14 protein-coding genes are annotated in these 14,002 nt (G+C 43.8%); 6 read left to right on the top strand and 8 right to left on the bottom strand.

Going from position 1 to position 14,002, the window contains the following annotated elements; genetic code table 11:
- Positions 1 to 8: 8 nt before the first annotated feature.
- The 5 genes from A3EU_RS0109970 to A3EU_RS29985 all read right to left on the bottom strand — a co-directional run bounded on the left by A3EU_RS0109970 (position 9) and on the right by A3EU_RS29985 (position 6,007).
- Complete coding sequence (locus A3EU_RS0109970) at positions 9 to 743, bottom strand: hypothetical protein (RefSeq protein WP_020536013.1); 735 nt, start codon at positions 741 to 743, stop codon at positions 9 to 11.
- A 55-nt stretch (positions 744 to 798) separates the two neighbouring features.
- On the bottom strand, positions 799 to 1,872 hold the full coding sequence (locus tag A3EU_RS0109975) for a hypothetical protein (RefSeq protein ID WP_020536014.1): 1,074 nt from the start codon (positions 1,870 to 1,872) through the stop codon (positions 799 to 801).
- A gap of 31 nt (positions 1,873 to 1,903) precedes the next feature.
- Positions 1,904 to 3,709, bottom strand: coding sequence for an HSP90 family protein (locus A3EU_RS0109980; RefSeq protein ID WP_020536015.1), 1,806 nt, complete (start codon positions 3,707 to 3,709; stop codon positions 1,904 to 1,906).
- A 260-nt stretch (positions 3,710 to 3,969) separates the two neighbouring features.
- Complete coding sequence (gene upp, locus A3EU_RS0109985) at positions 3,970 to 4,620, bottom strand: uracil phosphoribosyltransferase (protein WP_020536016.1); 651 nt, start codon at positions 4,618 to 4,620, stop codon at positions 3,970 to 3,972.
- A 91-nt stretch (positions 4,621 to 4,711) separates the two neighbouring features.
- Positions 4,712 to 6,007 carry a polysaccharide deacetylase family protein gene (locus tag A3EU_RS29985; protein ID WP_156825719.1) on the bottom strand — a complete coding sequence of 432 codons (1,296 nt, stop codon included), beginning with the start codon at positions 6,005 to 6,007 and terminating at the stop codon, positions 4,712 to 4,714.
- A gap of 174 nt (positions 6,008 to 6,181) precedes the next feature.
- Here A3EU_RS29985 and A3EU_RS0109995 point away from each other — a divergent pair, with 174 nt between their 5' ends.
- From A3EU_RS0109995 to lipA, 5 genes are all read left to right on the top strand, one after another.
- Positions 6,182 to 6,478 carry a hypothetical protein gene (locus A3EU_RS0109995; RefSeq protein WP_020536018.1) on the top strand — a complete coding sequence of 99 codons (297 nt, stop codon included), beginning with the start codon at positions 6,182 to 6,184 and terminating at the stop codon, positions 6,476 to 6,478.
- 15 nt (positions 6,479 to 6,493) lie between these two features.
- A complete protein-coding gene (locus tag A3EU_RS0110000; protein ID WP_020536019.1) occupies positions 6,494 to 7,309 on the top strand; it encodes a hypothetical protein in 816 nt (271 codons plus the stop codon).
- Positions 7,306 to 7,803: a Rab family GTPase gene (locus A3EU_RS0110005; protein WP_020536020.1), complete on the top strand. Its 498-nt coding sequence runs from the start codon at positions 7,306 to 7,308 to the stop codon at positions 7,801 to 7,803. Before A3EU_RS0110000 ends, A3EU_RS0110005 begins: the two co-directional genes overlap by 4 nt.
- Positions 7,804 to 7,914: 111 nt before the next feature.
- The gene (locus tag A3EU_RS0110010) at positions 7,915 to 8,733 is read left to right on the top strand and encodes a hypothetical protein (protein ID WP_020536021.1); all 819 of its coding nucleotides are present in this window, start codon (positions 7,915 to 7,917) and stop codon (positions 8,731 to 8,733) included.
- Positions 8,734 to 8,904: 171 nt separating this feature from the next.
- Complete coding sequence (gene lipA / locus A3EU_RS0110015) at positions 8,905 to 9,792, top strand: lipoyl synthase (protein ID WP_020536022.1); 888 nt, start codon at positions 8,905 to 8,907, stop codon at positions 9,790 to 9,792.
- Between the two features lie 6 nt (positions 9,793 to 9,798).
- Here lipA and A3EU_RS0110020 read toward each other — a convergent pair whose 3' ends face one another.
- Together A3EU_RS0110020 and A3EU_RS0110025 are read right to left on the bottom strand one after the other, a co-directional pair.
- On the bottom strand, positions 9,799 to 11,097 hold the full coding sequence (locus tag A3EU_RS0110020) for a type IX secretion system plug protein (protein WP_020536023.1): 1,299 nt from the start codon (positions 11,095 to 11,097) through the stop codon (positions 9,799 to 9,801).
- Positions 11,098 to 11,132: 35 nt separating this feature from the next.
- Positions 11,133 to 11,750 (bottom strand): DNA-3-methyladenine glycosylase, encoded by a 618-nt coding sequence (locus tag A3EU_RS0110025; RefSeq protein ID WP_020536024.1) that lies wholly within the window; start codon positions 11,748 to 11,750, stop codon positions 11,133 to 11,135.
- 85 nt (positions 11,751 to 11,835) lie between these two features.
- On the opposite strand from A3EU_RS0110025, the gene A3EU_RS0110030 reads away from it, so the two are divergent.
- The gene (locus tag A3EU_RS0110030) at positions 11,836 to 12,429 is read left to right on the top strand and encodes a GIN domain-containing protein (RefSeq protein WP_020536025.1); all 594 of its coding nucleotides are present in this window, start codon (positions 11,836 to 11,838) and stop codon (positions 12,427 to 12,429) included.
- A 74-nt stretch (positions 12,430 to 12,503) separates the two neighbouring features.
- Here the strand turns inward: A3EU_RS0110030 and guaB are convergent, their stop codons facing one another.
- Positions 12,504 to 13,982, bottom strand: coding sequence for an IMP dehydrogenase (gene guaB / locus A3EU_RS0110035; protein WP_020536026.1), 1,479 nt, complete (start codon positions 13,980 to 13,982; stop codon positions 12,504 to 12,506).
- Positions 13,983 to 14,002: the final 20 nt, after the last annotated feature.

Below are 14,002 nucleotides of genomic sequence, written 5' to 3' on the forward strand. Positions count from 1 at the left end.
ACTATCTATTATTGAATAAGTGCGCGAAAAGAGGCCTCCTGGACGGAATAAAAAGAATAAAACCCACAGCTCATGACTTTCAACTCTACCTCAAAGGTTCCTCCAACAACAATCGCGTCCTCTTCAGCAAGATAGCTAACCTCCGAAAAATCAAGGACTTCATGCGGAAAATAGAAGCCGTTACTCGAAACCACCATGTCTCCCCATCCAGGCAAGGGCTCCTGCGGTAGCGGAAGTGTAAGCATCATCTGGTTGACATTGTAACCCGCAAACAAGCTGTTATTTCCAAAGTTTTCGGTCACCAAACGATTTGCTAGTAATTGTTTATCAATATAAACATAGGTACCATCAGCATTTTGCGCTAAATTTTCTAGCGCTTCCGTCAGAACAAATTCCAGGTCAAAAAGATCCTCAGGAAAAGCCGACCCTGGCGACTGTATAAAACGAATATTGCCTATGATGGCAAGAGAATCCGACGAGATATTTTGGTTGCTAGCAAAGTAGAGGTATCGATCTAAAGAGGCCACCTCTTTAAACGTGAACTCAAAATCAAGGTCCTGATCCGCATCGACATGAGTGACATCCTGATCATCGGCACTCATATAGTCTATATTACGGATATCCAGATCCAGATAGTAATTTGCTAATTGTACTTCTTCAACATTCTGTGCCTCCTGTAGGATAGATTTCTGGCAAGATGTAGCCAAACAGAAGAGTAAGCTAAAGCATAATATACGATTCATAATCTTGCTTTTTACTTACTACACGGATTCGAAGGAACAGGGGTTGCCTGGGGCGCTAAATATTATTTCTTTTGTCAATTATTTCGGCTAACGCATCTCTTTCTTGAACTAACCATTCTTTAAAAGCACTTACGCTTAATAGCCCATTAGCTTGTAATGGGATAGGCGCTATTTTTTCTGGGAAAAACAGCTCGGTTTTCTCTATCGCTTCATAATGATCCATCAACTCGTAGCTCACCTTAAGAAACCGCAACCGCTGTAGGGCAAAGACCGTAGAAAACAGCCCCTCTGCCAACTCATTGAACCAATGATCTGCCTTTTCCCAATTTTCGGTAGCGACATAATATTCCAGCAAGGGCAGAACAGCCTTGCGAGTGTACATCTTCTGCGATTCAAGCAAACATTTCTCCTGCTCATTAGCGTACAAACGTGCCAAATCAGTAGCCCCTGATTGCCAACTGCGCCATGCCATTTCCCCAAGAATATCCTGTGGCCCGCGCGTACAACTGGATATTTCTTTGCTCATCCACTGGTCGGTAAGCTGATGAGCTTGCTCCAAATCATCGTAGGCAAGGGCAACATTTACCTTTATGGTTTGATTACAACTTTTACATCCTGTTGCTTCCTTGCTCCAACCAATCGCTCGCAATTCTTTCGATCTGCGTTCTGCTTCCTCGGCTTGGCCCATCGCTTTGAGTGCCAACAATTCATAACAAGAAAGCAATTCTACCTGCGTTTTACTCCCTTCTATTATAACCCGAGCATCGGCAATTAACTCCTCCATTTGTCCCCTACTAATACTCATCACTTCAGCCAGATAGGGAAGGTATTCCACTAGATAGGCTGCAAGTTCATCCCCTAATTCATCCGGCGCTGCTGGATGACCGTAATAGCTACGTAAGTAATTAAGTGCAGGTAAACCCAGATCAGTATATTGCGTACGAACCGTCAAAAAGAGTAACATCCCGGCGATCTTAACGCCCAACTCCAAACCATCTACTCCGTCTGGTGCATTAAGGGCTTGCCCTTTCAGCAAAAACTGGATATTTTCCTCCATATCACCCGAAAGAGAATGGTTACCCAAATGGGGATACTTGCTGGCAATATCATCGAACGCATCCAAAATCATGAGCTTGATAGTTTGATTCTCTGACTAATTTTTAGGAATGGGCAAGCATGAGTTTCATTATTCCATCATTGAGCATGGCCAATTCTTCCTCCATCAGGGTATAACGCCCTAGCATCAGCGCTTGCAGGTACAGAAATTTCACAAACATCTCCTGCGTCTCCAATGCTTTTATGGTTAACAACTGCTGTATCAATTCATTGTTGATGTTTAGAAAAAGACTGGCATTTTGCCCTGAGCCCTGGTGAAGTGCGTTGGCTATATTCGACCAAACACCGGGGAGCTGTGGAAGTTCGGGGTCAGTATCTGCCTGTAAAAGTCCTCGCTTCATCAGCCCCATTTGGGTAACATTCAAAATGGAAGGTAAGTTATCTGGCGAAATATACTTAAGCTGTACCCGGCAGCCATACTCGTCGAGTACCTCATTGGCGGTGGCTAAAAAATCGGCCCATCGGGCTTGATCCTGAAAAGATAATTCTCCAAAGCGATCCATAAAGTACATCGTACTTATAGGTTCAATCTTCACCCCTTCATATACAAGCGGCAAGCGTTCTAGCAACTTACGATCATTATTATAACGGGATAAAATAATCAAGTCATTAGATTGTTTGGCCAAAGAGACAATCTTACGGTATTCATCCAAGTCATAAACATGCCGTATGATCTCGTTTTTTTGCCGGTATTCACGTATCGTTATCTGTCCTCCACTTGTTGGGAAGGTAAAATGAGGAATCATAATGCGGTAAAGTTCCTCATCATGCTCTGCCATCTGCTTGATGGCGTTTTGATGATTAAAGAAAATATTGTCTCTAATAACAGGATCATTGTCATGAAGACGAATAAGATAAGAACGAATACATCGCCCAAGTGATTTCCGTACCTTTTCTAAGGTTTCATTTTCATAAAAACGCTCGCGCGAAGCCGTTGGCTGCAATTCAGAGGAGTTGATAACCGCACGTACAAAGAAAGCCCAAGGCGGTAAGATGTCATCTATTTTATCACTTAACAACATCCGCTTGAGGTACACCTTGTGCATCGGCCGGCTACCAGGATTGCATTCATGAGGCAAGATATAAGCCATGCCTTGTGTATCACCCGAAGGTGTCTCCAGTGCAATCACATCAAGTGGCATAAACCCAAAAAGGTCCTTTCCGTACTGAAGCAACTCCTGCCGATCATTACTAATTGCAGCCTTTATATCCTCTGGGAAAGGAAACCGTGTATTGATTTGCTCACTTACTTCCCGTCCATCGAGGAATGTGTAAAAATCGATGGGATAAGCCAAAAGTTGACCATAATGCTTTAACAACCGAGGTATACTCTCCGCATCGAATTTCTTCGCTTTATGAGGCTTGAGCTGAATGTTCACTAATGTCCCGGCCTCTTCCAATGGCGGAATCTCCTCTACTTGGAAAGTACCGTTTTCTGACCCCGTCCATTTATAGGCTGGCCCACCAGCGAACGACTGTGTTTGCAACTCAATATTCTCGCACACCATAAAACAAGAGAGTAAACCAATACCAAACTGGCCAATAAAATGCTCTCTCTGAGCGCCCAACTCCCTTTTGCTACTTGCACCTATGCTGCTCAGAAAAGTCGTAATCTCTTCTTCATTTAGCCCAATACCATTGTCCCGAACTTGCAGGGTAGAGGTGTCAGGCAAAAAGGTGAAACTAATAGATGGTTGAAAATTCGGCTCTAGTACGAATCTTGCACTACAGGCATCCACTGCATTTTGCAATAACTCACGGACAAAAACCTGGTCACTACTGTACAGGTGATCACTTAATAAATTGATGATCCCTGAAAGGTGGACCTGAAAATTTTGAGGTGCAGGCATAGGTTGGTGTTTAGTAAAATGCAGAGACAGTTCCGTCCGATGCTAACGGAAAGAACAACACGCTCATAAACCAGATAGTTATCTATACTTCGGCAAGCTTAGGTTTGTGAAAATTTGGCAACGCTATTTTTTTAGCTGGCAAGGCAAAAAAAGTAGCCATAGCCTAAGCTAAGGCGAGGCTTTTTAACGCCGCCGGATGAAAAAAGAGCAAGACAAAAATCACAAACCTAGGGTTGCCGAAGTATAAAAGTTCCCGTTGATCAATCCTGCAATTTCGCGCCATAGCTCAAATCGCCAGCATCACCCAAGCCCGGTACGATGTAGCTTTTGGCGGTTAGCTCTTCGTCGAGGGCCGCTAGCCAGATGTGAGCATCAGGGAAATTACGTTGTAAATGCTCCAAGCCCAGGCGCGCACCAATAGCAACTACAAAATGAATAGCACTAGGCTTTCCGTAAGCTAACAAGGCTTGGGTCGCTAATACCATACTGGCACCAGTTGCCAGCATTGGGTCACAAACAATCAATACTTTATTTTCCAGATCAGGACAACTGAGGTATTCAACTTCTATTTCAAAAGTTCCGTCTTTATGGTGTTTTCGGTAAGCCGAAACGAAGGCATTTCCTGCATCATCAAATACATTAAGCAAGCCTTGATGCAACGGCAAACCTGCTCGCAAAATAGTTGCCAGCACGAGTTCCTCTGCAGGCAATTCGGTAGGTGCTTGCCCCAACGGAGTTTCTATCGAATATTCTACATAATTGAGCTCTTTACTCAATTCGTACCCGATACACTCCCCTAACCGTTCCATATTCCGGCGAAAGCGCATACTGTCTGCCTGAACATTAACATCTCGCAACTGGGCGACGTATTGATTAGCAACAGAAGGAGTATCACTCAATAAATGGAGCATAAAATGTATTTATTTTGGCTAAAGATAAGCAAGCCGTAGTAAAGATGGAGGGCCGCTAAACTTTTTCCTCTTCATTATTCTTTTCTTATGATCATTTTTGTAATCCTTCATAAACCTCCCACCAGCCATCCCATCCGTGAAGGCTGGAAAAGCTACTGTTGTGCCAAAGCGTACAAAACTCCAATCCTTCTTTTTCGCAATACTCCTGCATATCTTTCAACGCCCCGACAGCTTCTTCGGCGGAATACCCCAAATATTGTTTAAGTGTTACATCCATTACCCCAAAAGGATGAACCAACAGCTCAGTCACTTTATCCTCCTTCAGGTCATACCAGAAGAAAGGCTCTGTCGTTCCTGCTCGATAACCTGGCTCTGCGGCAAAGCCCATCGAATAATCATGGCGGATTCCAGCAGCCAATAATGCCCGGTAAGTATCCGGCAGGCGTAATCGTAAAAAATGCTGCCGACTATGAGTAATTTCCGAGGCGGTAATCGTTTCCAAGCGTTTTTTATCACGCTCAATGATACTCGTAGCTTGCCAACTGTAATAAGAAGGATGAATACCAGGATCGCTCCATTCGCTGACCTCCTTGATCAGCTTTTGGTAAGCGTCTAGCTTCCAGGATGGATTGATATCTTCGCGCGTCCTATTGGCCAACAACCAAAAAATCCGGGGACGGATACCAGTGTCATTATGTAGTTTTTGCAAACGCGGAAAGGTAAAAAAAGGATCAGCCCTACCTTGCCGTTGAACCTGCCAACGTGCATGCACCTGCCGCCAGTCTCTTTTCAGCAAATCTAAACCTACTCTACCCCAGCCTCGCAATCCACGATGGAGGTAAGCCCAAGGTAAATCAATATCATAGGTTGGCACAAAGACATACCCGGGAGGTTTCGGTTGCCAACGAGGGTGTTTTTGCGAAAATACAGCTCTCAAAAGCTTGCTCCATTCCCATAAAACAGGATATCCAAGGCAATTATTACGCGCCGCCCAAGAAGCTCTAGCAGGAAAACGACCATGCATATCTGGTTCAAAATGGAAATACTCTTCATACCTGCTCAAAAGGAAAAAACTTGCAGAAAACACGTCAAAAGGAAGATCATAGCCCGGGCCAGAAGCAAAAAAAGCAGGCTGATCACCAACAAGAAAAGAAGTAACAAACTGTTCTTTAATCCCTCGCTCATGGAGTAGGCCGTGAGGTTTAATATGCACTTCTTTACTACAAATAGGCGCACCTGAATAATTGCAGTGAATCCCGTTAAAAGACTGATAGTCAATAGCCTGATGCGTCACACGCACCTTAAGACCCAGCAAATGAGTAAAAACATAATCCACAATATAAGTAAGCCTTGCACTAGGCTTCTCACAATAGAAAATTGCCTCCATAACCTCAATTTTAAGCATTTAGCCCCCAAAAGCGAAGCCATTAGATTTAATTTTATAAAAAATGTTTACTTTAGAGCCTGTCGGAATATTTAGACTTTGCTTCCATAAAGAGGCCTGTCAAAAAAAATACTGTTATTCCAACAAGCCCTTAGTTTCTGTAAAAACACACTGTGCATGGCAACATCAAAACCTACCTCCCTCACTGAATTGATGACCATCAGAGATATTCTGATGGGCGAAATTATTAGTGAATACAATGAACGTTTCGAAATAGTAGAAGCTGAACTCAAGGCGCAAAAAGCATCCTTGGAGGCCAAAGAAGCAGCGCTTGATGAACGTATCAAAGCGCTAGACGAGCTGCTACAACAAAAAAGTACTCACCTCGCCACTCATTTCGAAAACAAAATGAACGACGATCGCCAGTCGTTGAGCGCACTGTTCCTTTCTTTGGGACAAGAACTCAAGCGCTAACCAGCAAACAGGATTATGGGCACAACAGGATCAACGCAGGATAAAATTCTTTTGGAACGTCTTCGGGATGCACTCCTCAGCAAAGACCGCCAGTCGGTAGCTGAGGTAAAGCATATCGTAGAGAGCAAAGAAGAATTGTCCAAGCGGATCAACCCCATTATTACTGCTCACATGAAGGAGCTTGAAGAAAACTTCCCTGCTCCATACATCGAAGTTGTTCAAAAAATTGTCGACCAGCGGATGCGGCAAAAGCAAGATGAGCTTATCAACATCTTGTACCCCCGTTTAGGCTTACTCATCAGAAAATACATCAACAACGAATTTCGCTTACTCCGCGAGCGCCTTGATCAGGTACTCAAAGAGTCTTACTCCTATTTACGCTTTTGGAAACGTAAAACAGCAGATGAAATCATTATTGACCTTCGCCCATCTATTGTAGAAGAAGTCTATATCATCAGTCACGAGTCAGGTCTACTACTAGGCAGTGCATCCTCTACAGAAACGGCAGATAAAGACATGATCGCCGGGATGCTAACAGCGATCAAGGCTTTTGTGGAAGATGCATTCAAGCGAACAGACGAAGAACTCCGAGGCATCCAATATGGTAATTATGAAATAATGGTTCATAACTTTTTTAATTACTACATTGCACTAGCTATCGCAGGTACGATTAGCGAACAAGAACGTGATGAATTGGCAGAAAAAATATTGGCGTTTGCTGCACGTGAACTTAATCATGACTTGCAACAACCAGAACCTGCTTTTTATGCTCACATGCAAAAAGAACTAGATGCTTATTTTATTAAACCCTACAAAGCCTTGCCGCAATGATCAGTAAAAAGGTAGTCATTACCGGGCATTTTGGGGTTGGAAAAACCTCTCTCTTTAATCGCTTTATTACCAATACTTTTAATGAAAAGTACCTTACAACAATTGGTGTTCGCGTAGATAAAAAAAGTGTCATTGTTAATGGAGAGGAAATATCCCTGATAATATGGGACTTGGCAGGAGAAGTTTCCCAGGAGAAGGTTCCTCGCTCCTATTTTTTGGGGGCTAGTGCCATTATTTATGTTTTTGACCTTAGTCGGCCGGCTACATTTAGCCGCTTAGAAGATGATCTGGTCTATATCAACTCTGTATTGCCCAATGTTTTAATCAGAAAGGTTGGCAACAAGAAGGATCTGGTTTCAGATCAAACCCTAAAAGATATCCGCGCACAAACCCAACCTCACTTTTTTACCAGTGCTCGTACTGGCGAAAATGTAGAAGAGCTCTTCGAAGGAATTGCTCGTAAATTACTGAGGCCATTCAGCAATCCGGAATAAAAGCGTCCATTTACCGTCATTTATTGCAGGTTCTGTACTGATCAGAGAACAATTATCCAACAAGACTCATTAATTTATAGTAAATTACATGGATAACAGCTCTTGGTCATTATGAAATATTTCTTCTCCTTACTATTTAGTTTAAGTGCCTGCTATGCTATTGCTCAGCAATCATTACCTGCCGGACAGAACTACTATAATGATGCCAATGTAGGTATCGTCTATAACAAGGAGTTGAGCTTTGACTTTCGGTTACTCACCCCTCGTTCTTTTGCATTTGGTGTTAATATCGGCGAACTCAAGAGTTATGACCGGACTCGTTTTTACAATTTCGAATTTGGAGACATCCGTCACCCTCAAGAATATCGCCAAAGTTTTGATTTCCAGTTTGGACCTTCTAACCGCGTTTCCCGTGCATTCATTTATGGCAAACAAAATAGCGCTTTCGTCTTAAGAGCAGGTATTGGCGAGAAACGTTATTTTTCGGAGAAAGCCAAAACTCGTGGATTAGCCATTGGCATGAGCTACCAGTTGGGTGCTAATATTGGCCTGGTTAAGCCTTATTACCTAGAGGTACTACGCTCACGTGACCCTGGCTCTGGTTCTACCCAGTTTTATGTTAGCGAAGAACGTTACAGTGATGCGAACGAAAACATTTTTCTTGACCTCAGTCGCATTATCGGCGCAGCTTCCTTTTCGAAGGGACTGAATGAATTGGCCATTATGCCCGGTTTCCACGCTAAAGCAGCAGCACATTTTGACTGGGGTGCATTTGATGAACTCGTAAAAGCTTTCGAAGCCGGTATACAGGTCGATGTTTATTTCAAAGACCTGCCAATTATGATTGAAAGCCCAGAAGTACCCCACCTGCAAAACAGCCCTATCTTTTTTAATCTTTATTTAAACCTGCAACTCGGTAAGCGTTGGTAACGGCTAGCCCTCTGCTTGACGCTCTATTCTCTAGTACACTAAGCGACAGTGGAGTATAAGTATCGCTAAACTTTTTGCCTACTCCAGCGTATTTACAAAGACAAGTAAGAGCTTTTTGGCAATTCTTGCCTAACTTTGCAGTGCGATAGACGCCGACAAATACAATCATTCATGCTGGAATTACCAATAGTAGAATCCAAGGAAGCCCGACGCAAAAAGCCAGATTGGCTGCGAGTTAAACTACCTATCGGACCTAAATACAAAAAGGTACGCTCACTGGTTGATGAGTATCAGTTGCATACTATCTGCCAAAGTGGAAGCTGCCCCAACATGGGAGAATGCTGGGGTGCTGGTACTGCTACATTTATGATTCTAGGCAACACTTGTACACGTTCCTGTAGCTTTTGTGCCGTCAAAACTGGTCGGCCACCTGAGTATGATGAAGATGAACCAAGGCGCGTGGCAGAAGCCATTGACCTGATGGGCGTAAAACACGCCGTTATCACTTCCGTCAACCGCGATGAGCGAAAGGATCGGGGAGCAGAAATCTGGTATCAAACCGTTGTCCAGGTTAAAGATCGTACCCCTCACGTCACTATCGAAACTCTCATCCCCGATGTACGAGCTACATGGGATGCTCTCGAACGTATGATCGAAGGAGGACAAGAGGTCGTATCACATAACATGGAAACCGTTGAAGAGCTTTACCGCAAGGTGCGCCCCCAAGGCAAATACGCCCGTAGTCTTGAGCAGATCAAACGCACCAAAGACTTCGGCAAACGTACCAAAAGCGGTATCATGGTAGGCCTCGGCGAAACCAAAGAACAAGTTTTGAGAATAATGGACGATCTCGTGGCCCACGGCTGTGATGTACTCACCATTGGCCAGTACCTGCAACCTACCAAAATGCACCTGGAAGTAGCAGAGTATATCCACCCCGATATTTTCAAAATGTACGAAGAAGTAGGTCTCGAAAAAGGATTCGACATGGTTGAAAGTGGCCCACTTGTACGCTCGAGCTACCACGCTGAAAAACATGTTTTCGCTAGCAAAAAATAAGCAATCTTAATTTGTCTGCTGAGAATTTATCTGTAAAAAGCCAACAACCTGATCGTAGCGAGTACCAAAAGGACGATAATAAACCAATACATGGTAATCGTTTTCGGTATCAGCATGGCTGCCTTCCGTTTCTATGATTGACGGAACCAGCGGCTGCTTGGGATCGGAATTCGAAGGAGCTGTAGCTAAATAGTAATTATAATAACCCTGCTTAAACGGGAAGCGACCAACATAAGCTGAGATAGCCGGATTGTAGCGAAACCGGTACTCTTCTTTAAGCTGCCATTCCGTGACAGCACCAAACAGGTAGACATGATCGTTGAAAAGTGGTTCATCAGCCTTGAACGTAATTAGCGTATAAACATATTCGCTCTGTAAATCAGCAATAGCCATATCCAGGTTTTCAATCAAAAACCGTCCATTAAAATCAATGAAGGATAAATGAGGCGCTTTGGATCTGTTGATAACCGGCAGAAGTTCAGCCTCCATTTGGTTATCGGTATTCACATCGAGATATTCAATATCCCGATGAGGAATCCGTAAGCTTCGCAAGTCAATAAGCCTAAATTCACTACCACCAGGAAAAACAATCTCCCCCTGATAATCAAAAATCGCCTGATCTGCAGAAAGAAATTTGGGCTTGATACCCGTAATGGCATTATCCCAACGTTGATTCTGAAGTACCGAAGCACTCATTTCAGCCATAGCGTTGCGAACACTCAGTCGCTGAAAATTAACAACAAAATCGACTTCTTGGTGAGTGTGAATCTTACTAACTTCCATAGGGCGAACAAACTCAGCACTGACACCTACTTGGCGATCTGCAACCACAAAACGGCGGCTTATTACAGCCCGCTTTTCATCTTCATCCTCAAAAACAACGAGGAGGTAATTCCCCGACTTGGTCACCGACATATTGCGATTAGGAAATGTAAGCGAGTAGTTAATATAGTTTTGTAATGTGCGGGAAGAGAAATTAAAAGTAGGGATATTCTCTTCCTCAAAACCATTAATATATTCTAACGGTGCCAGTCCGGAACGCTGCCAATCACGATCGCAATGGATAACCGTATAGGTATAGTTGCGTACATCAGATTCCATGTCATCGAAACTAAGGGAAAGTGTTTCATCACCATCCAGTGTAATCACAGGAAACAGATGAGGATACCCCGTAGGACCAAAAACAATGGTCTGTAAATGATCTACATAAGTCTGGTTAGAGTATTGATATTCAACATCTTGAGCTGTCAGAGTAGAGCTACTCAGAGCTAAAAAAAGGAAGGAGTAAAAAAAATATTTGTACATATGTAAGTTTTCTCGGCCTCTATCAGAGGCATAATTCAGGACTTTTTCTTGCGGATTTTGCTTACCCAGGGGCAATCACGCTGGTAAAATCGCCAAGGCCAATCTACACATTCTTCTGCATAATCAATACCAACTCGAGGCCCGGCAATAATTTCAGAAAAAGGAAGTACTGGAGCGTCAGCGATCCGAATGAGTCCCTTAGGCTCGGTCAATGAGATCGCATCATAAGCTTTTTCAATCCCCAAAGCCTTTGACATAACGCCCGGGCCAGCGCTTAATTGTGGCTTAAGTTTATCTAGCCCTCGTCGTCGGAGCATGATTTCCTGTCCGGCTAGAGGTTCTACCGCCCGGATCAATACCGCATGAGCTGCCCCCTCTGGCCCTGTAACCACATTAAACAGATGATGGATGCCATAACAAAGATAGATATAAGCTACCCCACCGGGGAGAAACATCGTTTTCGTACGCTTGGTCTTACGATTGAGGTAAGCGTGGCAGGCTTTGTCTTCAGGAGCTTTATAAGCTTCCGTCTCTACAATCCGTGCACTGGTAAGCAAACCGTTAAATTCCGTGATGATTACCTTACCAATAAGCTCCTTTGCAATTTGCACCGTATCTTCACGACAGTAAAAGCCAGCAGAAAGAATAGTCATATGCATTCTGGTTTTGCAACTAATGATTTTTACCTACTGTCTTTTTGCTTGATCTTATTACAAAACTAATTAATACCCAAGAAATATGAAAATTTGGCTCTTAAACACGTTCATGCTACTATCCGTTGCCCTCATCGCTCAAAGCAAAGTGAATAACTTCACTCAAATTGAAATTGATGGCCCTGTAATTATTGAGCTTGTAGCCGGCGAACAACCTGGCGTGACCATCCTTAAAGGAGAAAACCAGGTAAACTGGGAAGTAAATGGTAAAGCGCTCGTTATCATGGCCCGTTACCGCAAAAACCAAGACACTCCTGAAGTAAGGGTAACCGTAACACAGCTGGAAGCACTTGAAACCACCGGATCAGTTATCATTAACGGCCAAGGCGTTTTTGCAGCCCGAAACCTAGACCTCACGATCAGTTCACAATCAATCGTCGCATTAGAAGTAGATGTAGAGGACCTAGATGCAGAAGTAGAAAGTCAGAGCATCTTAACTTTGAGTGGCAATGCCGATGATTTTGATTTATCACTCGACACACAGTCCATTGTTAATGCGGAAGACTTGAAGTCTGGCGTGATCAACGTTCAAGCCAACCGCCAGTCGGTGGCTACTATCAATAGTAATGGTGCAAAACTGACCAAACAGGTGAGTAATCAGAGCTTGGTCGTAGAGTAAAAAACGACACAAAACAGATAGGAGTCATCCCGAATTTTGGCCTAAGCCAAGATCCAGAGTGACTCCTATTTTAATTACCTTCTTGAGTAATTAGGCGATTCTTTTGTGATCGTGATATTATGCGGATGGCTTTCCGTCATACCCGCATTAGATATTTTCACAAAACGTGCTTCCTGCAAGACATCAATCGTAGGAGCACCACAGTATCCCATACCGGCACGTAATCCACCTAGGTACTGATTAACAACTTCTGCAAGCGTTCCTTTATAAGGAACTCTCCCTTCAATACCTTCAGGAACCAGCTTCTTGATATCGTCTTCTACGTCTTGAAAATAGCGATCCTTAGACCCTTTTTTCATTGCGCCTAAAGAGCCCATTCCTCGGTATACTTTGAATTTACGACCATCATAAAGAATTGTTTCTCCCGGTGCTTCCTCTACGCCTGCAAACAAACTACCAGCCATAATGGTATTGGCACCAGCAGCAAGTGCTTTGACGATATCACCAGAGTAGCGAATACCTCCATCACCAACGATAGGAATACCCCGCCCTTTCAATGCAAGAGCTGCCTGGCGAATGGCCGTAAGCTGAGGAACACCTACACCGGCTACAATCCGGGTAGTACAAATAGAACCAGGACCTACACCTACTTTTACGCCATCAGCACCAGCATCAGCCAATGCCAAGGCTGCTGCTCCGGTAGCAACATTACCGCCAATCACCTGAAGGTCGGGATAAGTGCTTTTTACATGGCGAACTGCATCCAATACACCTTTGGAATGACCGTGAGCGGTATCCAAACAGATAACATCTACGTTTACTTTAACGAGTGCTTCTACCCGGTCCATCATGTCGTGTGTAACACCTACTGCGGCACCAACGACCAAGCGGCCAAGTGCATCTTTACAAGCATTAGGAAAATCCTGCACCTTCATGATATCCTTATAGGTTATAAGTCCCACAAGGCGATCATTTTCGACCACTGGCAATTTTTCAATCTTATGCTTCTGGAGAATCTCACGGGCTTGATCCAGTGTGGTTCCTACCGGGGCAAGAATCAAATTCTTAGACGTCATTAAAGACTCTACTGAATTTGCCATATTTTCTTCAAACCGCAAGTCACGGTTGGTAAGAATACCTACTAGTCGCTGATTGTCATCTACAATAGGAATTCCACCAATTTTAAACCGGCGCATCAACGCTTGAGCATCCCCTACCGTAGCAGAAGCACTAAGTGTAACCGGGTCAACGATCATACCACTCTCACTACGCTTTACACTACGTACCATTTCAGCTTGCTCCTCAATGGTCATGTTTTTATGGATAATACCAATACCCCCCATCCGCGCAAGGGCGATGGCAAGTTTGTTATCGGTAACGGTATCCATAGCTGCTGATAAAATCGGCGCATTTAGCCGCAACGAGCGTGTAAGCTGGGTAGAAATGTCAACTTCGCGGGGTAGAATTTCGCTGTAAGCAGGGACGAGCAGGACGTCGTCGAAGGTGAGCCCTTCACCTATAAATTTGTCGGACTGAGCTTGTATTGTTTCCATGCGCAAAGATAGAACAACCC

The organism is Lewinella cohaerens DSM 23179 (assembly GCF_000379805.1).
Lineage (GTDB): Bacteria > Bacteroidota > Bacteroidia > Chitinophagales > Saprospiraceae > Lewinella > Lewinella cohaerens.

Excerpts from the sequence above, each read along its gene's own strand:
- A3EU_RS0110005 (WP_020536020.1), top strand. The coding sequence starts at position 7,306 with ATGATCAGTAAAAAGGTAGTCATTACCGGGCATTTTGGGGTTGGAAAA.
- upp (WP_020536016.1), bottom strand. The coding sequence starts at position 4,620 with ATGCTCCATTTATTGAGTGATACTCCTTCTGTTGCTAATCAATACGTC.
- A3EU_RS0110000 (WP_020536019.1), top strand. The coding sequence starts at position 6,494 with ATGGGCACAACAGGATCAACGCAGGATAAAATTCTTTTGGAACGTCTT.
- A3EU_RS0109980 (WP_020536015.1), bottom strand. The coding sequence starts at position 3,709 with ATGCCTGCACCTCAAAATTTTCAGGTCCACCTTTCAGGGATCATCAAT.
- lipA (WP_020536022.1), top strand. The coding sequence starts at position 8,905 with ATGCTGGAATTACCAATAGTAGAATCCAAGGAAGCCCGACGCAAAAAG.
- A3EU_RS0110020 (WP_020536023.1), bottom strand. The coding sequence starts at position 11,097 with ATGTACAAATATTTTTTTTACTCCTTCCTTTTTTTAGCTCTGAGTAGC.
- A3EU_RS0110030 (WP_020536025.1), top strand. The coding sequence starts at position 11,836 with ATGAAAATTTGGCTCTTAAACACGTTCATGCTACTATCCGTTGCCCTC.
- A3EU_RS29985 (WP_156825719.1), bottom strand. The coding sequence starts at position 6,007 with ATGGAGGCAATTTTCTATTGTGAGAAGCCTAGTGCAAGGCTTACTTAT.
- A3EU_RS0110010 (WP_020536021.1), top strand. The coding sequence starts at position 7,915 with ATGAAATATTTCTTCTCCTTACTATTTAGTTTAAGTGCCTGCTATGCT.
- A3EU_RS0109975 (WP_020536014.1), bottom strand. The coding sequence starts at position 1,872 with ATGATTTTGGATGCGTTCGATGATATTGCCAGCAAGTATCCCCATTTG.
- guaB (WP_020536026.1), bottom strand. The coding sequence starts at position 13,982 with ATGGAAACAATACAAGCTCAGTCCGACAAATTTATAGGTGAAGGGCTC.
- A3EU_RS0109970 (WP_020536013.1), bottom strand. The coding sequence starts at position 743 with ATGAATCGTATATTATGCTTTAGCTTACTCTTCTGTTTGGCTACATCT.
- A3EU_RS0109995 (WP_020536018.1), top strand. The coding sequence starts at position 6,182 with ATGGCAACATCAAAACCTACCTCCCTCACTGAATTGATGACCATCAGA.
- A3EU_RS0110025 (WP_020536024.1), bottom strand. The coding sequence starts at position 11,750 with ATGACTATTCTTTCTGCTGGCTTTTACTGTCGTGAAGATACGGTGCAA.